The sequence below is a fragment of the Streptomyces sp. DSM 42067 genome, from assembly GCF_055792885.1.
On sequence record NZ_CM147706.1, the window covers coordinates 2,829,927 to 2,849,475 of the forward strand.

General features: G+C 71.3%; 17 protein-coding genes. 8 read left to right on the plus strand and 9 right to left on the minus strand.

All coding sequences use genetic code 11. The features are described 5' to 3' along the window. Positions 1 to 234 precede the first annotated feature (234 nt). Positions 235 to 1,614, plus strand: a complete 1,380-nt coding sequence (locus ACSMXV_RS13220; protein ID WP_473177824.1) for an aminotransferase class V-fold PLP-dependent enzyme — start codon at positions 235 to 237, stop codon at positions 1,612 to 1,614. A gap of 42 nt (positions 1,615 to 1,656) precedes the next feature. Here the strand turns inward: ACSMXV_RS13220 and ACSMXV_RS13225 are convergent, their stop codons facing one another. Further along, positions 1,657 to 2,631, minus strand: coding sequence for a carbohydrate kinase family protein (locus ACSMXV_RS13225; protein ID WP_181659498.1), 975 nt, complete (start codon positions 2,629 to 2,631; stop codon positions 1,657 to 1,659). 180 nt (positions 2,632 to 2,811) lie between these two features. Here ACSMXV_RS13225 and ACSMXV_RS13230 point away from each other — a divergent pair, with 180 nt between their 5' ends. After that, positions 2,812 to 3,033, plus strand: a complete 222-nt coding sequence (locus tag ACSMXV_RS13230) for a hypothetical protein (protein WP_181659497.1) — start codon at positions 2,812 to 2,814, stop codon at positions 3,031 to 3,033. A 203-nt stretch (positions 3,034 to 3,236) separates the two neighbouring features. Beyond that, positions 3,237 to 4,712, plus strand: a complete 1,476-nt coding sequence (locus ACSMXV_RS13235) for a hypothetical protein (RefSeq protein WP_473177825.1) — start codon at positions 3,237 to 3,239, stop codon at positions 4,710 to 4,712. Positions 4,713 to 4,940: 228 nt separating this feature from the next. On the opposite strand, the gene erpA is transcribed toward ACSMXV_RS13235, so the two are convergent. Next, positions 4,941 to 5,297, minus strand: a complete 357-nt coding sequence (erpA, locus tag ACSMXV_RS13240) for an iron-sulfur cluster insertion protein ErpA (RefSeq protein ID WP_181659496.1) — start codon at positions 5,295 to 5,297, stop codon at positions 4,941 to 4,943. A 385-nt stretch (positions 5,298 to 5,682) separates the two neighbouring features. Here erpA and nadA point away from each other — a divergent pair, with 385 nt between their 5' ends. After that, on the plus strand, positions 5,683 to 6,870 hold the full coding sequence (nadA, locus tag ACSMXV_RS13245) for a quinolinate synthase NadA (RefSeq protein ID WP_473177826.1): 1,188 nt from the start codon (positions 5,683 to 5,685) through the stop codon (positions 6,868 to 6,870). A 65-nt stretch (positions 6,871 to 6,935) separates the two neighbouring features. On the opposite strand, the gene ACSMXV_RS13250 is transcribed toward nadA, so the two are convergent. From ACSMXV_RS13250 to ACSMXV_RS13270, 5 genes are all read right to left on the minus strand, one after another. Beyond that, positions 6,936 to 10,076 (minus strand): efflux RND transporter permease subunit, encoded by a 3,141-nt coding sequence (locus tag ACSMXV_RS13250; protein WP_473177827.1) that lies wholly within the window; start codon positions 10,074 to 10,076, stop codon positions 6,936 to 6,938. A 268-nt stretch (positions 10,077 to 10,344) separates the two neighbouring features. Then, entirely contained in the window at positions 10,345 to 11,028 is a 684-nt protein-coding gene (locus tag ACSMXV_RS13255) for a response regulator (RefSeq protein WP_473177828.1), read from the minus strand. After that, positions 11,025 to 12,317 carry a sensor histidine kinase gene (locus tag ACSMXV_RS13260; RefSeq protein WP_473177829.1) on the minus strand — a complete coding sequence of 431 codons (1,293 nt, stop codon included), beginning with the start codon at positions 12,315 to 12,317 and terminating at the stop codon, positions 11,025 to 11,027. The genes ACSMXV_RS13255 and ACSMXV_RS13260 overlap by 4 nt, the downstream gene beginning before the upstream one ends. Before the next feature lie 109 nt (positions 12,318 to 12,426). Beyond that, on the minus strand, positions 12,427 to 12,705 hold the full coding sequence (gene pspAA / locus ACSMXV_RS13265) for a PspA-associated protein PspAA (RefSeq protein WP_473177830.1): 279 nt from the start codon (positions 12,703 to 12,705) through the stop codon (positions 12,427 to 12,429). A gap of 37 nt (positions 12,706 to 12,742) precedes the next feature. Then, positions 12,743 to 13,543 (minus strand): PspA/IM30 family protein, encoded by an 801-nt coding sequence (locus ACSMXV_RS13270; RefSeq protein WP_181659490.1) that lies wholly within the window; start codon positions 13,541 to 13,543, stop codon positions 12,743 to 12,745. 307 nt (positions 13,544 to 13,850) lie between these two features. Between ACSMXV_RS13270 and ACSMXV_RS13275 the strand changes: the two genes are divergently transcribed. Together ACSMXV_RS13275 and ACSMXV_RS13280 are read left to right on the plus strand one after the other, a co-directional pair. After that, positions 13,851 to 14,447 (plus strand): DUF3043 domain-containing protein, encoded by a 597-nt coding sequence (locus ACSMXV_RS13275; RefSeq protein ID WP_473177831.1) that lies wholly within the window; start codon positions 13,851 to 13,853, stop codon positions 14,445 to 14,447. A gap of 80 nt (positions 14,448 to 14,527) precedes the next feature. Further along, on the plus strand, positions 14,528 to 15,229 hold the full coding sequence (locus ACSMXV_RS13280; RefSeq protein ID WP_473178920.1) for a class I SAM-dependent methyltransferase: 702 nt from the start codon (positions 14,528 to 14,530) through the stop codon (positions 15,227 to 15,229). A 38-nt stretch (positions 15,230 to 15,267) separates the two neighbouring features. Here ACSMXV_RS13280 and ACSMXV_RS13285 read toward each other — a convergent pair whose 3' ends face one another. Continuing rightward, complete coding sequence (locus ACSMXV_RS13285) at positions 15,268 to 15,486, minus strand: hypothetical protein (RefSeq protein WP_181659489.1); 219 nt, start codon at positions 15,484 to 15,486, stop codon at positions 15,268 to 15,270. A 145-nt stretch (positions 15,487 to 15,631) separates the two neighbouring features. Here ACSMXV_RS13285 and ACSMXV_RS13290 point away from each other — a divergent pair, with 145 nt between their 5' ends. Continuing rightward, positions 15,632 to 16,831: a bifunctional adenosylcobinamide kinase/adenosylcobinamide-phosphate guanylyltransferase gene (locus ACSMXV_RS13290; RefSeq protein ID WP_473177832.1), complete on the plus strand. Its 1,200-nt coding sequence runs from the start codon at positions 15,632 to 15,634 to the stop codon at positions 16,829 to 16,831. A gap of 148 nt (positions 16,832 to 16,979) precedes the next feature. Here ACSMXV_RS13290 and ACSMXV_RS13295 read toward each other — a convergent pair whose 3' ends face one another. Then, the gene (locus tag ACSMXV_RS13295; RefSeq protein WP_473177833.1) at positions 16,980 to 18,104 is read right to left on the minus strand and encodes a class I SAM-dependent methyltransferase; all 1,125 of its coding nucleotides are present in this window, start codon (positions 18,102 to 18,104) and stop codon (positions 16,980 to 16,982) included. A gap of 288 nt (positions 18,105 to 18,392) precedes the next feature. Between ACSMXV_RS13295 and cobT the strand changes: the two genes are divergently transcribed. Next, on the plus strand, positions 18,393 to 19,451 hold the full coding sequence (gene cobT / locus ACSMXV_RS13300; RefSeq protein ID WP_473177834.1) for a nicotinate-nucleotide--dimethylbenzimidazole phosphoribosyltransferase: 1,059 nt from the start codon (positions 18,393 to 18,395) through the stop codon (positions 19,449 to 19,451). The last annotated feature ends 98 nt before the right edge of the window (positions 19,452 to 19,549 follow it).

The window sequence follows — 19,549 nt, forward strand, 5'->3', positions numbered from 1 at the left end:
TCGCCGCCCTGCGTCGGGCAGGGGTTTGGATGTTTATGCGGACCAAACCCTACTGGACGCTTTTTTGGGCCGCGCGGGGAGGGTGCCCAACGCGCCGCCCGACTCCCCGAAGGAGTGCTGTTTCCTCTGCGGGACCCTGCCTGGACTGCGGATCCGCCACGGGCGGGACCCCCGGAACGCCCTGCTCCGGGCATGGCCTGACGCCCTCTCCGGCACAGGAGTTAGCGTGTTTACGTGCCTTACTTCGACGCCGCTTCCTCGGCTCCCCTCCACCCCGTCGCCCGTCAGGCCCTGCAGGCCTCACTCGACGAGGGGTGGGCCGATCCCGCCCGGCTCTACCGCGAGGGGCGGCGCGCCAGATTGCTGCTCGACGCCGCGCGCGAGGCGGCCGCCGAGGCGGTCGGATGCCGCCCCGACGAGCTCGTCTTCACCTCGTCCGGTACGCGCGCGGTGCACTCCGGGATCGCGGGGGTGCTGGCCGGGCGCCGACGCGCCGGACGTCATCTCGTCGTGTCAGCCGTCGAACACTCGTCGGTGCTCCATGCCGCCGCGACCCACGAGGGCACGGGCGGGACGGTGACCGAAGTGCCGGTGGACCGCGCCGGGTCGGTCACGGTGGAGGCGTACGCCGATGCCCTGCGCGAGGACACGGCGCTGGCCTGTCTGCAGTCCGCCAACCACGAGGTCGGGACCGAACAGCCGGTCGCCGAGGTGGCCGAGGCGTGCCGGGATGCCGGGGTGCCGCTGCTCGTGGACGCGGCGCAGTCGCTGACGTGGGGTCCCGCGCCGGGCGACTGGTCGGTGCTCACCGGCAGCGCCCATAAATGGGGCGGCCCGGCGGGCGTCGGGCTGCTCGCCGTGCGCAAGGGCGTCCGGTTCGCGCCCCAAGGGCCCCCGGACGAGCGGGAGTCGGGGCGCGCGGCGGGCTTCGAGAACATCCCGGCCATCGTCGCGGCCGCGGCCGCGCTGCGTGCCGTACGGGCCGAGGCGGCCGCGGAGGCCCCCCGGCTGCGGGAACTGACGGAGCGGATCCGCGCGCGGGTGCCCGAGCTGGTGCCGGACGTCGAGGTGGTCGGCGATCCGGTGCGCAGACTGCCGCATCTGTTGACGTTCTCCTGTCTCTATGTCGATGGAGAGACAGTGCTGCACGAGCTGGACCGGGCCGGGTTCTCCGTGTCGTCCGGTTCGTCGTGCACGAGCTCCACGCTGACCCCGAGCCATGTGCTCCGTGCGATGGGCGTGCTGAGCGAGGGCAACGTACGGGTGTCGCTGCCGCTGGGGACGCCGGAGGAGGACGTCGAGCGGTTCCTCGACGTGCTGCCCGGCGTCGTCTCCGACGTCCGCCGGAAGCTGGGCGCGCCCGAGGCCGCCGCCCGGGGCACCGGATCGGCGTCCCTCGTCGTCGACTCCCTCGGCAAGCTCTGCCCGATCCCCGTGATCGAGCTGGCCAAGGTGATCGGTGATGTGCCGGTCGGCGGCACCGTCACCGTCCTCGCCGACGACGAGGCGGCGCGCCTGGACATTCCCGCGTGGTGCGAGATGCGGGGGCAGGAGTACGTGGGCGAGGAACCGGCCGAGCGGGGGGCGGCGTACGTCGTACGCCGCCTGAGCTGAGCCGCTGCAACCTGGTCCGGCCCAGGCCCGAGCTCTAAGGAATCAGGCCAGGTGCGCCTGGACCTCGACTGCCGCCTCGTGGCCGTAGGCCTTGGTGAAGCGGTCCATGAAGTGGCCGCGGCGCAGCTGGTACTCCTGCGTGCCGACCGTCTCGATGACCAGCGTCGCCAGCATGCAGCCCACCTGGGCCGCCCGCTCCAGGCCGACACCCCAGGCCAGGCCGGACAGGAAGCCGGCGCGGAAGGCGTCGCCGACGCCGGTCGGGTCGGCCTTGACCTCCTCCTCGGGGCAGCCGACCTCGATCGGGTCCTCGCCGTCCCGCTCGATGCGCACGCCCCGCGAGCCGAGCGTGGTGACGCGGTGGCCGACCTTGGACAGGATCTCCGCGTCGGTCCAGCCGGTCTTGGACTCGATGAGCCCCTTCTCGTACTCGTTGGAGAAGAGGTATGCGGCCCCGTCCAGCAGTATCCGGATCTCCTCGCCGTCCATGCGGGAGATCTGCTGCGAGAAGTCGGCGGCGAAGGGGATGCCGCGGCTGCGGCACTCCTCGGTGTGGCGCAGCATCGCCTCCGGGTCGTCGGCGCCGATCAGTACCAGGTCGAGGCCGCCGACGCGGTCCGCGACCGCCTTGAGCTCGATCAGCCGGGCCTCGCTCATCGCGCCCGTGTAGAAGGAGCCGATCTGGTTGTGGTCGGCGTCGGTGGTGCAGATGAAGCGGGCGGTGTGCAGCATCTCGGAGATCCGGACGGAGGCCGTGTCGACACCGTGCCGGTCCAGCCAGGCCCGGTACTCGTCGAAGTCGGCCCCGGCGGCACCGACCAGGATCGGCTTGGTGCCGAGCTGCCCCATGCCGAAGCAGATGTTGGCGCCTACCCCGCCGCGGCGTACGTCGAGGGCGTCGACCAGGAACGAGAGAGAGACCGTGTGCAGCTGGTCGGCGACAAGCTGGTCGGCGAAGCGGCCGGGGAAGGTCATCAGATGGTCGGTGGCGATGGAGCCGGTGACTGCGATACGCACGGCGAGGACACGCTCCTGCGGGATTCGATGGGAGCGCGTTCAGGCGCTCTCGGCAAGGTGGTGGTGGGCGACGGTGGGCGCTGGCTTCACGCTACCGGGTTCGCGCACCAGTGCTGAAGTGGCAAAACTACCGGATAGTAGGGCTTTGTCGCCGAGGCTCGCGCTGCTTACGGTTCCGTTATGACGAACTTCAAGGTCAGGGAATCCGCTCCGCTCGACGGTCCGCTCGACCTCGAAGGGGGGCTCGCCTCGCTGCGCGGCGACTGCGCCCGGATGGTGCCGCACTGGGTGGCGCCCGCCGAGGAGGCTCCGCGGCCCGTGCCGCCGTCCCATATCCATGGTGTCGTCGTACCTCCGAAGTCCGCGCGGCTGCTGGACGCGATGTCCGATTACGGCGACTGAGCGACGGCTTACGGCGACCGAGCGACACGGAACGGAACCGAGCGACACCCAAGCGACGGGGAGGGAACCGCCCGCTCATCCGCTGCGTCCCATCGCTGTCCCCCGTGAAGGGGATGCGGACTACGACCCTCCCCCGGTCCGGCCTCGATTCCGGCCGGCCAGAGGGGCTCCAGGGACGACAGTGAAGTCGAAGGAGCGATGCGGTGAGCACCGACGGACCCGACAACGACGCGGCCGTCCCGCGCCGGCGGCGTAACCCGCTGGCCGTCGCCTCGGTCGCGGCCGCAGTGCTGCTGGCCGGTGGCGGCGGGGCGTATTTCGCCGCGACCGCATCCGGCGGCGGTGGCGGCGGTACGGAGACCGGTGCCCCGGCCGGAGACGGCAGCAATCCGCCCCCGCTCGCACTGGACGGCTATACCGAGAGCCCCGGCGAGGGCATCGCTACGGGTGAGCCCGACCCGAACGGTCCGGCGTACCGGGCGACCGGCAAGCTGCCCGAGGGACCGGATGCGGCCGCCGTGTACCGCGCGCAGGGCGAGATCAGCGCCTCCGAGGTGACGCGACTGGCGAAGGCGCTCGGCGTCGAGGGCACTCCGAAGGTGTCGGCCGGGGCCTGGAAGCTGGGCCCGGAGAAGGACGGCTCGGGCCCGTCTCTGCAGGTGACCAAGCAGGCACCCGGCTCCTGGACGTTCTCGCGGTACGCACCCGGGGCGAGCGACAACTGCGAGAGCGCCGCGAAGCAGTGCACCGGCACTGCCCCGGGCGGCGAAGGCGACGCGGTCAGCGAGCAGGTCGCGAAGAAGGCCGCCGCTCCCGTGCTGAAAGCGCTCGGCCAGGACGACGCGAAGCTTGACGCGCGTCAACTGATGGGGGCGGTACGCGTGGTCAACGCGGACCCGAAGGTCGGCGGCCTGCCGACGTACGGCTGGTCGACCGGCATCCAGGTCGGCGCGGACGGCCAGGTGGTGGGCGGCAGCGGCCAGCTGAAGAAGCCGGTGAAGGGCGACACGTATCCCCTGATCAGCGCCCAGAAGACGCTGGAACTGCTGAACAGGTCCGCCACGGGCGGCGGGCGCGTCGGCATCGGCGGCTGCGCCAGCGCCGTACCGCTGGAGGGGCAGGACGCGAAGGACGCGCCGTGTGACAGCACCGCCTCCCCGGCCGTGCCGAGGACCGTCGCCGTGCGGGACGCGACGTTCGGGCTCGCGGTGCACTTTGTGGAGGGGCGGCAGACCCTCGTGCCGTCCTGGCTCTTCGAGGCGCGGCCGAAGGGCGCCGAGGACAGCTTCACGATCACGCATCCGGCGGTGGACCCCGAGTACCTGAAGGCGCCGGAGCCTCTCAGCCCGGAGCCGGCTGAACCGAGCCCGCGGCCCAGCACTCCGGACAGCGAGGACGAGTCGGGCAGCACCACGCGGGGCGTGCACGTCGAGTCGTACAGCGCGGACGGGCGGTCGCTGACGCTGCACTTCTGGGGCGGCGTCTGCAGCGACTACTCGGCGTCGGCGAGCGAGAGCGCGGCCCAGGTGACCGTGACGGTCACCGAGACGCCGCAGGAGCCCGGCAAGGTCTGCATCATGATCGCAAAGGAGCTCAAGGAGACGGTGACGCTGGAGCAGCCGCTCGGCGACCGGAAGGTCGTGGACGCGACCGGTGGCGAGACGGTGCCGCGGAAGTAGCGGCGCCTCGGCCCACGGCAGCCTTTGGCGGCCTCGGCGGATACGAAGCGCCTCGGGGGACGCGAAGCCCTCGGCGGATGCGAGGGGCTTCGGCGGACGCGAGGGACTTCGGCGGACGCGAGGGACTTCGGCGGACGCGAAAGGGCGGCGGCCCCCTGTACGGGGTGCCGCCGCCCTTTCGTGGTCCTCGTCCGGCCGGATCGTTCGCGGTACGGCCGGAGCGGAGGCTCAGCTGAAGGAGTCGCCGCAGGCGCAGGAACCCGTCGCGTTCGGGTTGTCGATCGTGAAGCCCTGCTTCTCGATGGTGTCGACGAAGTCGATCGAGGCGCCGCCCAGGTAAGGAGCGCTCATCCGGTCGGTGACGACCTTCACACTGCCGAACTCCTTGACGACGTCGCCGTCGAGCGAGCGCTCGTCGAAGAAGAGCTGGTAGCGCAGGCCGGAGCAGCCGCCGGGCTGAACGGCGACGCGCAGCGCCAGGTCGTCGCGGCCTTCCTGGTCGAGCAGGGCCTTGACCTTGGCCGCGGCGGCGTCGGTCAGGATGATGCCGTCGGTGACGGTGGTGGTCTCGTCCGATACGGACATCTACATCTCTCCCGGGTTGTACGGAGACTGCTTGCCGACGGTTGCAACCGGCGGGGCCGCGGATTCATTCCGGGCCGAGTGCTTGTCTTCGACTTGTCCTTCGCTTGCTCTCCTCATGCTCGCACATGGAATTGCGAAGCGGCATGGGACGTTGTGGACAGTCGGCCGGCGGCCGGCCGGGTGACCGCCAGGCGGCCACCGGGCAACCCCGGGGTGGTCTTCAGGCGGCCTCCTTGGAATGCGTCACATCGACGCGATGGCCATCGTCAAACTGACGTGAACCGGTTATGATAGATAGCGTCATTTCGACGAAAAGGCTGCAGTCCCGCAATCCCGCTTGATCCAACCGATCCAAGCGAGCCGCAGAAAAGAAAGGGTGCGTGTCGTGACCACCGCCCAAACCCGTCAGGAGCTCGACGTCCAGCCGACGCCGCTCGCACTGCTGCTGCTCGGCCGTGAGGCCGACCCCAGGAGCGAGCGCGGCGTGGAATGCCCCGGCGACCTGCCCCTGCCGTCCGACCCGGACCTGGTGGAGCGCGCCCGGGCGGCCAAGGAGAAGCTCGGCGACAAGGTCTTCGTGCTCGGCCACCACTACCAGCGCGACGAGGTCATCCAGTTCGCGGACGTCACGGGTGACTCCTTCAAGCTGGCCAAGGACGCCGCCGCGCGCCCGGAGGCCGAGTACATCGTCTTCTGCGGCGTGCACTTCATGGCCGAGTCCGCCGACATCCTGACGAGCGACGACCAGAAGGTCGTGCTGCCGGACCTCGCGGCCGGCTGCTCCATGGCCGACATGGCGACGGCCGAGCAGGTCGCGGAGTGCTGGGACGTGCTGACCGATGCGGGCATAGCCGAGCAGGTCGTGCCCGTCTCGTACATGAACTCGTCGGCCGACATCAAGGCGTTCACCGGCAAGCACGGCGGCACCATCTGTACGTCGTCCAATGCCAAGCGGGCGCTGGAGTGGGCCTTCTCCCAGGGTGAGAAGGTCCTCTTCCTGCCGGACCAGCACCTGGGCCGCAACACCGCCGTCCGCGACCTCGGCATGTCGCTCGAGGACTGCGTGGTCTACAACCCGCACAAGCCGAACGGCGGGCTCACCGCGGAGCAGCTGCGGGACGCGAAGATGATCCTGTGGCGGGGCCACTGCTCGGTGCACGGGCGGTTCAGCCTGGACTCCGTGAACGACGTGCGCGAGCGCATCCCGGGCGTCAACGTCCTGGTCCACCCCGAGTGCAAGAACGAGGTCGTCGCTGCCGCGGACTACGTGGGCTCGACCGAGTACATCATCAAGAAGCTGGAGGCGGCCCCGGCCGGTTCCAAGTGGGCCATCGGCACGGAGCTGAACCTGGTCCGCCGCCTGGCCGACCGCTACGCGGACGAGGGCAAGGAGATCGTCTTCCTCGACAAGACGGTGTGCTTCTGCTCGACGATGAACCGCATCGACCTGCCGCACCTCGTGTGGGCCCTGGAGTCGCTGGCCGAGGGCAACCTCGTCAACCGGATCGAGGTCGACCGGGAGACGGAGCAGTTCGCGAAGCTGGCGCTTGAGCGGATGCTGGCGCTTCCGTAAGCGTCTCTGATACGCGGAAGGGGTGCCCCTCTGATGAGGGGCACCCCTTCTCTTTGTTGCGTCTCCTACACGCCCGCAGGCTCCGGTTCGCCGGATTCCGCGTCCGTCTGCTCGGCGGCCGGGACCCCGGCCTTCTTCGCCTTCTTCGCCGCCTTCTTCTTCGCGCGGCGCTCCTTGCGGAGTTCGATCATCGCGTACAGCGTCGGGACCAGAAGCAGGGTCAGCAGCGTCGAGGTGATCAGTCCGCCGATCACCACCACCGCGAGCGGCTGGGCGATGAAGCCGCCCTCGCCCGTGATGCCGAGCGCCATGGGGAGCAGCGCGAAGATCGTCGCCAGGGCGGTCATCAGGATCGGGCGGAGGCGGTGGCGGCCGCCCTCGATGACCGCTTCGACCGTGCCGTAGCCCTGGGCCCGGTACTGGTTGATCAGGTCGATCAGCACGATCGCGTTGGTGACCACGATGCCGATGAGCATCAGCATGCCGATCATCGCCGGGACGCCCATCGGGGTGCCCGTGACGATCAGCAGGCCGATCGCGCCGGTCGCCGCGAAGGGGATGGAGACCAGCAGGATCAGCGGCTGGACGAGCGACCGGAACGTCGCGACCAGCAGCATGAAGACGATCGCGATGGCCGCCAGCATGGCGAGACCCAGCGACGCGAACGCCTCGTCCTGGTCCTCGGAGACACCGCCGATCGCCGCGGTGGCGCCGTCCGGGAGGTCCAGCGCGTTGATCTTCGTCTGGAGCTCGGTGCTGACCGCGCCCGTGTTGTCGCCAGTCGGCTTGGCCGTGATCGTGGCGGCGCGCTGGCCGTCGATACGGGTCATCGAGACCGGGCCGTCGACGAGCTTGACGTCCGCGATGTCAGCGAGACTCACACCCGGACCGAGCTGCAGCTTCTTCAGCTCGGCCAGCGTGTCCGCGGGCTTCGCCGACCGGATGACGATGTCCCGCTCGGTGTCGTCCAGGACCGCCTTGCCGGTGGTGTTGCCGCGCACCGCCTGGGCGACGGCCTGGCCGAGGGTCGTGTCGTTGAACCCGGCCGCGGCCGCCTTCTCGTTCGCCTTCACCGAGATCCGCGGTACCGACTGGGACAGGTCGCTGGTGACGTCCGTGACGTCGTCGAGCGTGGCGACCTCGTCGCGGACCTCGTCCGCGGCCTCCCGCAGGACGTCCGCGTCGGCGGCCTTGACCACGACGCTCAGGTCCTGGCTGCCGAAGCCGTCCCCGGCCGCGATGGTGGTGGTCCCGATTCCGGAGAGCTTGCCGAGACCCTCGTCGATGCGCTTCTGGACGTCGTCGTACGACGCCGATTCCGCCACCTTCACCTGGAACGACGCCTGGTTCGTGTCCGTACCGCCGCCGAACGCCGCCATGAAGCCGGAGGAGCCGATGGTGACCTGGTAGTCCTCGACGCCCTCGACGCCGGCGAGCATGTTCTCGATCTTCTTCGCGGACGCGTCGGTCTTCGCCAGGCTGGTACCCGGCTTCAACTCCTGCTTGACGGTGAGGACTTCCTGCTCGCCCTGGTCGAAGAAGTTGGTCTTCAGCAGGGGTGCCATACCGAAGGTGCCGATGAGGATCACGACGGCGAGGGCCAGGCTGGTGAGGCGGCGGCGCGTCGCGAAGCGCAGCACGGGGACGTAGAGGCGCTGCAGCCAACTGCGGGCCTCCTTCTCCTCGGCCTTGCGGCGGGCCTCCGCCGGGTCGGCGTCCCGCACGTCCTTGGGGGCGCGCAGGAACCAGTACGACAGGACGGGCACGACCGTCAGCGACACGAGCAGCGAGGCCAGCAGCGCCGCCGTGACCGTCAGCGAGAACGAGCCGAACAGCTCGCCCACCATGCCGCCGGTCAGACCGATCGGCAGGAAGACCGCGACGGTGGTGAGGGTGGAGGACGTGACGGCGCCCGCGACCTCGCGTACCGCCTTGAGGATCGCCTCCTGGCGCTCCTCGCCGTAACCGAGGTGCCGCTTGATGTTCTCCAGGACGACGATCGAGTCGTCGACGACGCGGCCGATGGCGATGGTCAGCGCGCCCAGCGTGAGCATGTTGAGGGAGAGGTCGCGCGTCCACAGGACGATGAGCGCGAGCACCACCGACAGCGGGATCGAGACCGCGGTGACCAGCGTCGAGCGGACCGACGCCAGGAACACCAGGATGACGAGGACCGCGAAGACCAGACCCAGCGCACCCTCGGTGGTCAGGCCCTCGATGGACTTGGAGACGGCCGGGCCCTGGTCGCTGACGACGGTCAGCGCCGCGCCGGAGCCGAGGTCCTTGCGGAGGTCCGGCAGCTTGCCCTTGACCTCGTTGGAGATGGTGACGGCGCTGCCGTCGTTGTCCATGGTGACCATGACGGCGAGGCTCGGCTCGCCGTTCGTGCGCGTGAGGGAGGTCGCGGCGGAGGGCTCCTGCTTGACGGTGGCGACGTCACCGAGGCGTACGGGCTTCTTGGCGCCCTCGCCCGTGACCATCAGGTCCTTGATCTGCTCCAGCGAGGTGAAACCGCCGCCGACCTGGACGGTGCGGTTGGCGCCGTCCTCGTCGAAGGAGCCGGCCGGGAGCGTCGCGCCGCCCGCCTGTAGGGCCTGGCCGAGCGCTGCCGGGCTCAGGCCCGCGCGCGCCAGCTCGCCGTTGTCGGGCGTGACCGTGACCTGGAGGTCCCGGACACCGTCGACCGTGACCTGGCCGACGCCGTCGATGTCCTCGAGAGCCGGGACGACGGTGCTGTCGAGCTGGTCGGCGAGCGCCTGCTGGTCCTTGTCGGAGGTGACGGCGAGCACGACGGTCGGGATGTCGTCCGTGGAACCGGCGACGACCTGCGGGTCCACGTCGTCGGGCAGCTGGGCGCCGGCCCGGTTCACGGCCTGCTGGACGTCGGCGACGAGCTGCTGGGTGTCGTTGCCGTAGTCGAAGGACGCCATGATCAGGGCGTTGCCCTCGCTGGCCGTGGAGGTGATGCCGGTGATGCCGTCGACGCCCTTGATGGTGTTCTCGAGCGGCTCGACGACCTGCTTCTCGACCACATCCGGAGACGCGCCCTGGTACGGCGCCACCACGGACACCATGGGCAGTTCGATGGACGGCAGCAGCTGCTGCTTGAGCTGCGGGATCGCGATGGCGCCGAAGACGATCGCGACGATCGACATCAGCCCGATCAGGGCCCGTTGGGCGAGGCTGAACCTGGACAGCCAGGACATGGGGACGGTCTCTCTTCTGTGGCTTACGCGGCAGGAGAGGGCGCAGATCAGCGCCCGTCATACACCCTGCGGCATCCGCGAGGCCCGATCCGTCGCCCCCAGGTGCCCATTCCTTATCCGGCGCATACTGCGGTCGGAGTACACGCCGTCCACCCGAGGGTCCACCTCGCGGTTCCAGCGTCCCGGACCCGGTGTCATGGACATCCCTGGTCGCGCCTGGATGTCCGTTGACGGCCCTGAACGTCCCCGGGCGCACCCGGATGTCACATCACGTCACCCTCGGGCGGACCAGCCCGGATTCGTACGCGATGACGACGAGCTGTGCCCGGTCGCGGGCGCCGAGCTTGGCCATGGCGCGGTTGACATGGGTCTTGACGGTGAGCGGGCTGACCTCGAGGCGCGCGGCGATCTCGTCGTTGGAGTGGCCGCCCGCGACCTGGACCAGCACCTCGCGTTCCCGGCCGGTGAGGGCCCCGAGGCGTTCGGCGTGGACGGGGTCGCCGCCGCCTTGCGAACCATTGCTCTGTGCCAGGAATGTGGCGATCAGCCCCTTGGTGGCCGCCGGGGACAGCAGGGCCTCTCCCCCGGCCGCGACCCGGATGGCGCTGAGCAGCTCCTCGGGTTCCGCCCCCTTGCCGAGGAAGCCGGAGGCGCCGGCCCGCAGCGACTGCACGACGTACTCGTCGACCTCGAACGTCGTCAGCATGACCACCCGCACATGCGCGAGCGCAGGGTCGGCGCTGATCAGGCGGGTGGCGGCGAGGCCGTCCGTGCCCGGCATACGGATGTCCATCAGCACGACGTCGGCGGCCTGCTCCTTCGCCAGCCGCACCGCCTCCGCACCGTCCGACGCCTCGCCGACGACCTCCATGTCGGGCTCGGAGTCGACGAGCACACGAAAGGCGCTGCGCAGCAGCGCCTGGTCGTCGGCGAGCAGCACCCGGATGGTCATACGCGGTTCCCCGTCTGCGTCTGTGTCCGAGGCTCTGTCCGAGCCCCTGTCTGCGTCTCTTCCGCGGCCTGGCGCGCACGGTTCTCGACCGGCAGGATCGCATGGACCCGGAAGCCGCCTCCGTAACGGGGGCCCGCGGTGCATCTGCCGCCGAGCGCGGTGACCCGCTCCCGCATGCCGAGCAGCCCGTGCCCGCCGCCGTCCTGGGGCGGGGCGTCCTGGCCCGCCCCGTCGTCCAGCACGGTCACCTCGAGGTCGGGGCCTACGCGGACGACGCTGACCTCGGCCTTGGCCTGGCTCCCGGCGTGCTTCTGCACGTTGGTCAGCGCCTCCTGGATGATGCGGTATGCGGCGAGGTCCACGGCCGCGGGCAGCGGCGCCCCGTGATCGGCGCGGGCCACCTCCACCGGCAGGCCCGCATGGCGGAAGGTCTCGACGAGTTCGTCGAGACGGTGCAGGCCCGGAGCGGGCTCGGTGGGCGCCTCGGGGTCTCCGGTCTGCCGCAACAGGCCCACGGTGGCGCGGAGTTCGCCCAGTGCGGAGCGGCTGGCCTCCCGTACGTGGGCGAGGGCCTCCTTGGCCTGGTCGGGCCGCTTGTCCATGACGTGCGCCGCGACCCCGGCCTGGACGTTGACGAGCGCGATGTGGTGCGCCACCACGTCGTGCAGATCGCGGGCGATCCGCAGCCGCTCCTCCGCGACCCGGCGCCGGGCCTCCTCCTCGCGGGTGCGCTCGGCCCGTTCGGCGCGCTCCCGGATGGCGCCCACGAAGTCGCGGCGGCTGCGGACGGCGTCGCCCGCTGCCGCGGCCATGCCGGTCCACGCGAAGACGGCGATGTTCTCCTGCGCGTACCAGGGCAGCGGGCCGGCCAGCATCCCGGCCGCCGTCAGCACCGTCATCGTGGGCAGGGCGACCCGCCAGGTGGTGGACCGGTCGGTGCGGGCGGCGACGGTGTACAGCGCGACGACCGCGCACATCGCGACGGGAGTGCGCGGATCGCCGGTGACCAGCTCCACCAGGGACAGGGCTCCGGTCGCGGCCAGCACGATCATCGGGCGCGCCCGGCGGAGGACCAGCGTGCAGGCGCCGAGCACCATCAGGGTGAGGCTGAGGGCGTCGGGCGTGTGCGTGCCCCACGTGGGGCCGCCGTGGCGGCCGGAGTCGGCGAAGGAGCCGACGATCATGCAGACGAGAACGGCGGCCGCGAGCGCGGCGTCCAGGGCCCGGGGGTGGGCCTGGAGCCAGGTCCTTGCCCGGGTCCAGGGGCCTGGGCTCTGTGGGGTGGTCACGTCCAGCCACGGTACGGGGCCCTGGCGGGCGGCGGAACGGGTGGGCTTGAGGTGGGGCGCCCTTCACATTCGGGTGCCGCCGTCGTGGGCGGGGAGCGGACAGCCGAAGTCAGCCGGGGATCAGGCCGTCGTCGCTCAACAGCTCCCGGACATCCTCCAGGGTGGCGTCCGGGGCCGGGAGGATCAGTTCCGAAGGTTCCAGGGAGTCGTCCGGGAGCGGGGTGCCCAGTTCGCGGACCTTTTCCAGGAGGGCGTGCAGGGTCTGGCGGAAACCGGGGCCGTCGCCGCTCTCCATCTCGGAGAGCAGCGCCTCGTCCAGCTTGTTCAGTTCGGCGAAGTGGCTGTCTGCCAGCTTCACCTGCCCCTCCCCCATGATCCGTACGATCATGTCGCCCTCCTCGGACGTGATGGCGGCGGCGGGGTGGCTACTGCTTGTCGAAGCGCGGGGTGTCCTGCTGCTGGGACTGCTGCTGTCCCTGGCTGCCGGCCGTGCCGCCCTCGATCGCCTGCTGCTGGGTGGAACCCCCGGCCAGCTCGGCCTTCATGCGCTGCAGTTCCAGCTCTACATCCGTACCACCGGAGAGCCGGTCCAGCTCGGCCTGGATGTCGTCCTTGGCCATGCCCGAGGGATCGTCGAGGGCGCCGGAGGCCAGCAGCTCGTCGATCGCGCCGGCCCGCGCCTGGAGCTGTGCGGTCTTGTCCTCGGCGCGCTGGATCGCCAGGCCGACGTCGCCCATCTCCTCGGAGATGCCGGAGAAGGCCTCGCCGATCCGGGTCTGCGCCTGGGCCGCGGTGTAGGTGGCCTTGATGGTCTCCTTCTTCGTGCGGAAGGCGTCCACCTTGGCCTGCAGCCGCTGGGCCGCCAGGGTGAGCTTCTCCTCCTCGCCCGAGAGGGTCTGGTGCTGCGTCTCCAGGTCCGTCACCTGCTGCTGGAGAGCGGCGCGGCGGGAGAGCGCCTCGCGGGCCAGGTCCTCACGGCCCAGCGCCAGCGCCTTGCGGCCCTGGTCCTCCAGCTTGGCCGACTGGGTCTGGAGCTGGTTGAGCTGCAGCTCCAGGCGCTTGCGGGAGGTCGCCACGTCGGCGACGCCGCGGCGCACCTTCTGAAGCAGCTCCAGCTGCTTCTGGTACGAGTAGTCGAGGGTCTCGCGCGGGTCCTCGGCCCGGTCCAGGGCCTTGTTCGCCTTCGCGCGGAAGATCATCCCCATACGCTTCATGACACCGCTCATGGGCTTCGCGCGCCCCCTTCTGACGGACTCCAGCTCCCAGGTCTTCAACAGAACCCACAGTACGGGCCCTGCCTCCATTACCGCACTGTTCGGGGACCGATGCGCTCATCCCCAAGGACGACTGCTGACGGCCCTGCTCCGGCGTAGGGAGTAGGTGTCTCCCAGGGATCACTGAGGAGAACCGCCGGCGACGTCCGGTCTGCCCCACTCCATACGCACGGTGGTGCCTGTACAGACGTACGGTGTTGCCGGATCGTTCCCCACCGGGCTGGGGTCCATGCCGACGCAACACGTACCCTTGGGTTTTGTGTTCCGTAGCCGTTCCAAAGACGAGAAGGCACCCGCCGCCAAGGCGCCGGTGACCAACTCCAACGAGACCCGTGACCCGCAGGCCCCGAAGGGCCGCCCGACGCCCAAGCGCAGCGAGGCCCAGTCGCAGCGCCGCAGCGTCGCGAACTCCTCGATGACGCGCAAGGAGGCGGCGAAGCGGCAGCGCGACGAGCGCCGTGCGCAGATGGAGCGGCAGCGCCAGGCGCTGGCGAGCGGTGACGAGCGCTATCTGCCTGCCCGCGACAAGGGCCCGGTCCGGCGGTTCGCGCGTGACTTCGTGGACTCGCGGTTCAACATCGCCGAGTTCTTCCTGCCGCTCGCGGTGATCATCCTCGTCCTGAGCATGGTCCGCGTGCCGGCCATCCAGAACGCCGCGCTGCTGCTGTGGCTGTTCGTGATCGTCCTGATCGTCGTCGACTCGATCGGCGTTGCCATCCGGCTGAAGAAGCAGCTGAACACGCGCTTCGCGGACCAGCCCAAGCGGGGCGCCGTCGCCTACGCCCTGATGCGTACGCTCCAGATGCGCCGTCTCCGGCTGCCGAAGCCGCAGGTCAAGCGCGGAGAGCGGCCCTGAGCGCAGAGGCTTTCACACGGGGGGCGGCCACCTGGCTGCAGGGGCTCGGAGGCTTGCGCAACGCCGTACGCCAGGAACTGGTGGCGCGGCAGCTCGACGAGCAGCTGGCGGGGTGCTTCCCCGTCGGACAGCGGCTGCGGGTGCTCGATGTCGGCATGGGCCAGGGCACGCAGGCGCTGCGACTGGCCCGAGCCGGGCACAAGGTGACCGGCCTGGAGCAGGACCCGAAGATGGTCGCCACGGCGCGCGAGGCGCTTGCTGCGGAGCCGGAGGGCATACGGCAGCGGGTGCGGCTGGTCGAGGGCGACGGCCGGGACACGGGCGTGCACTTCCTGCCGGGCAGCTTCGACGTGGTGCTGTGCCACGGCGTGCTGATGTACGTCGAGGAGCCGGACCCGCTGCTGGCGGGCCTCGCCCGGATGCTGGCCCCCGGCGGGCTGCTGTCACTGCTGGTACGGAACGCCGACGCGCTGGCGATGCGGCCGGCGCTGGCCGGCGACTGGGCCGGGGCGATGGAGGCCTTCGACACCGACGCCTATACGAACCGGCTGGGGCTGCGTGTGCGGGCCGACCGGCTGGACGCGCTCACCGCCACGCTGGCGGGGATCGGGGCGCCGCTGCGTGCGTGGTACGGGGTGCGGGTCTTCACGGATACGGCGGCCGATGACGCCGCCGTCCCTGACGACTTCGGCGCGCTCCTCTCCGCGGAGGAGCGCGCCGGGCGGACGGATCCTTACCGCCGGGTGGCGGCGTTGCTCCATCTTTGCGGGGTGCGGGGCTGAGCTGGGGCCTGCCTCGCACCTTTGCCCGCAACGGTCCGTCAGGCCTGGGCCTCCTCCGCGTGGAGGCTCATCGGGCCGTAGATCAGGGTCGCGTCCTCGAAGAGCGTCACCTGGTCCGCTCCGCCGTCCGCGAGTTCCCTCCAGTGCTCGCCGATCCAGGACTCGGCGTCCCCCTGAGTGGTGAACTCCTCCGGCTGCACGGCCGGCTGGACCTCCGTCCCGTCCGACTTCTCGAAACGCCACGTCCACGCCGCCATGCCGGCCTCCCGAGGGTGTAAGAGGTGCTTCCAAAGCTGCTGCAAAGCGGCTTCGAGGCTGCTCCGAAGTGACTTCGGAGCAGCTGAAGCCGCTTGAAGCCTAGCCGGACGCGCAGCGGCGGCGACGGCGCGGGAGGATCTGTCCGTGGAACTGACTCTGCTCGGCACCGGAGGCCCCGAGGGTCTGCCGCGCCCCGGCTGCCCCTGTGCCTCCTGCTCTGCCGCGCTCGGCGAGGCGGCGCGTGCCGCCACCGCGCTGCTCGTGGACGGCACGCTGCTGCTCGATCTCACACCGGGCGCGGCGTTGGCCGCCGCCCGCGCGGGACGCATGCTGGGGGGCGTACGCCAGGTCCTGCTCTCCCACCCCCACGAGGGCCCGGCGGTCGAGGTCCCCGCCGGACTGCCGCAGCCCGCCCGGGTGCCCGACGGACGCGAGTTGGCGCTGATGACCGGCCACCGGGTGCATGCGCTGGCGATGGACGCGCCGGGCACCGGGTACGAGGTGACGGGCCCGGACGGGCAGCGGCTGCTGTACATGCCGCCGGGGGCCGCGCCGGCGGGACTGGAGGAGGGGCACGCGCCGTACGACATGGTGCTGGCGGACGTGGTCGGCCGGCCGGACGCACTGGCGCGGCTGCGGGCCGCGGGGGCGGTGACCCCCACCACCGACGTGATCGCGGTCCATCTGGACCACGATGTGCCGCCCGGTGCGGAGTTGCGGCGCCGGCTGGCGGCCGCGGGGGCGCGGGCCGTTCCGGACGGGACGACGCTCGTGGTCGGCTCCTACGAGGACGTGCCGGACGTGCCGCGCCGGACGCTGGTGCTGGGCGGGGCGCGTTCGGGGAAGTCCGTGGAGGCCGAGCGGCGGCTGGAGTCCTTCCCGGATGTGCTGTACGTGGCGACGGGCGGCGCGCGGGGCGGTGACGCCGAGTGGGCGGACCGGGTGGCCGCGCACCGCGAGCGGCGGCCAGGGTCGTGGCACACCACCGAGACCTGCGATCTCGTGCCTCTGCTGGAGCAGACTGGGCCGCCGTTGCTCATCGACTGTCTGTCGCTGTGGCTGACGTATGCCATGGACGCGGTGAACGCGTGGGACGACGCCGAGTGGGCGGGGGGCGGAGAGCGTGCGCTGCGCAAGCGGGTGGTGGAGCTGACGGACGCGGTGCGCCGCACCCGGCGTACCGTCGTGGCCGTCTCGAACGAGGTGGGCTCGGGCATCGTCCCGGCCACCGCGTCGGGCCGCCGCTACCGCGACGAACTGGGCCGCCTGAACGCGGCGTTCGCGGCCGAGTGCGAGCAGGTGCTGCTGGTGGTGGCGGGTCAGGCACTGGTGCTGCGCGGCTGACGTCCGGGGCGAGACTCGCCCCGGCGCCCACGGCGCCTTCGGACGCGGCGATCGACTGCCCGCCGCTGGGGGGTGGTTCGTCACCTGCCGATGGATGAACCGGGACGTCGGCGCCACCCCGCCGGTGTGCGTCGGATACGGCCCGGGCTCAGCCGTCCTCGTTCCTGCGGGCAACAACCCGGTACGCGTTGGCGAACCGCGTGCGGCTCGCCAGAGGCGCGACGAGGTGGTCCGCAGCGCGGGCCGCGCCGACCAGCGGGGTGGAGGCCCACGTCAGGGCGGTGCGCGCGGTGCGCTGGAGGCCGCTCGGCGGGCGCGTGCGCCACGGCTGATCGGCCGCAGGCAGACAGTGGTCGAGGGCCAGCGCGATCCCCGTGCCGAGATCGAGCGGGACATGGGCCTCGCGGCGATCGACGGCGGCCACGGCGTAGCCGAGTCGCTCAAGACCCCGCAGCAGATTCCGCAGCGGGATCAGATGCAGGTGCAGCGGCTGGACGTACGCCGCCCACCACCGGCCCAGCACCCGGGCGTACCGGCTGTCCGGGTCTACCGCTTCGATCAGCAGATGCCCGCCGGGCCGGAGCACGGCGTGGGCGGCGGCGAGTTCCTCGCGCGGATCGGCGGTGCGCTCCAGGTGATGGAGCATGCTGAGCACGTCGTAGCGGCCCGCGAGCCGTGGCGCCAGCTCGGTGAGGGAGCCCCGGTGGCCCTCCTCGATGCGCCCGGCCCGGACGCCCTCATGGACGGCCGCCCCTTCGTCGACCCCGTCGAAGGCCGTGTACGGGTGGACGTCCCGGGCCGCCTCCGGGAAACGGGCGAGCCCGGTGCCCACGTCGAGCCAGCTCTCGGGCTCGCCGAACGGCAGCATCGCCTGGGCGATGGCCCGATGGCGCCTGGCGTCGTACCGGGCGTCGAAGACCGGCCCGCCGTCGCCGCAGCCGGGCCCGTCGTGGGCGTCCCGGCGGTAGAAGGCCCGGCCCTCGGGGGTGAGGCGGGGGTTCTGGAAGGCGTGGGAGCAGTCCAGGCACTCCTCGAGGACGAAGGTGCCGGGCTTGTGCTGGACGAGATCGGTGGTACGGAGCCGGATGCGCAGCCGCTCCGAGCCGCACCACGGACAGTCGGTGCGGCGCGGCTCGTGGAACCGGTCGGTGCCCTGGGCGAGTTCACGCAGACATGCGGGACGCCGCTCGGCGACGGTCTGCCGGATGGCGGCCTGCTGGATGGCAGCGTGCTGGATGGCAGCGTGCTGGATGGCCTGCTGAATGAAGGGCATGGCTACTCCGTGGATCACCGCGGGCCGGGCGAGCGAATAAAGCGAGTAACGAGCAAAGCGAGCAATACGACAATTCCGTATGAGTCGGAACGTATGGGATCACCGGCACGGTCGCAACGACGGTGCCGGAGGGGGTGGGGCACATGGCGTAACTCATGACCCGCGCCACGGAGGACGGCGCGCGGACCGGTCTCATCTCTGACGCCCGGGACGGCGCCCCGCCACGGCGCCCGCCCTGGGGCAGCCCGTCAGCAGCTCCGTTCGATCGCTGCCGGTACTGTTCGGCGAATGAGCTCGCTGAATCTCGACGACTTCACCGATCTGATCGAACGCCCCGACGGTGGCGTGCGCCGTGATGCCGAGGAACGCCGGGAGCGGCTGGTCGTGCCGCCCGGGGCGCTCGGCCGCCTGGACGAGCTGGGCGAGTGGCTGGCGGCCGCGCAGTCCAGCGTGCCGGTCAAGCCGATCGAGCAGCCGCGTGTGGTGCTGTTCGCCGGCGACCACGGGATCGCCGAGCTGGGCGTCTCCGCCCGGCCTGCCGGAAGCGCGGCGGAGCTGGTGCGTGCCGTGCTCGCGGGGGAGAGCGCGGTCTCGGTGCTGGCCCGGCGGCTCGGGGTACCCGTACGCGTCGTCGACATGGCACTGGACTGCGACCCGGACGCCCTCCCGGCCGACGTTGTGCGGCACCGCGTGCGGCGCGGCTCCGGACGTATCGACATCGAGGACGCCCTCACCATCGAGGAGGCGGAGGCGGCGTTCCGCGCGGGCATGGCCGTCGCCGACGAGGAGGCGGACGCCGGCACGGATCTGGTCGTCCTGGGTGATCTGAGCGTCGGCGGTACGACAGCCGCGTCGACGCTGATCGCCGCGCTGTGCGGCACGGACGCGTCCGTGGTGACCGGGCGGGGCGGGCGCCACATCGACGACCTGGCATGGATGCGCAAGTGCGCGGCCGTACGGGACGCGCTGCGCCGGGCCCGGCCGATGCTCGGGGAACAGCTGCAGCTGCTGGCCACGGTGGGCGGCGCGGACCTGGCCGCCACCACGGGCTTTCTGCTGCAGAGCGCGGTACGGCATACGCCCGTGATTCTCGACGGAGTGGTCTCGGCGGCGTGTGCCCTGGTGGCGCAGCGGGTCGCCTTCCGTGCGCCCGACTGGTGGCTCGCGGGCCAGGCCAGCGGCGAGCCCGCCCAGGCGAAGGCGCTCGACCGTATGGCCATCGAGCCGCTCCTCGACCACGGGGTGTCGGTCGGCGAGGGTACGGGGGCGCTGCTGGCGCTGCCGCTTGTGCAGGCCGCTGCCGCGTTGGCGGCGGAGCTGCCGGAGGTTGACGGCAAGGCCGAGTAGGCCCTGCCGGCCCGGGCTTACGGCGGACACGTCTCGCCCGGGCGGGCCCAACGCCCGATGTGCCGTGCGTCGTGGGCTGTGCCCACCCTCCCCCATTG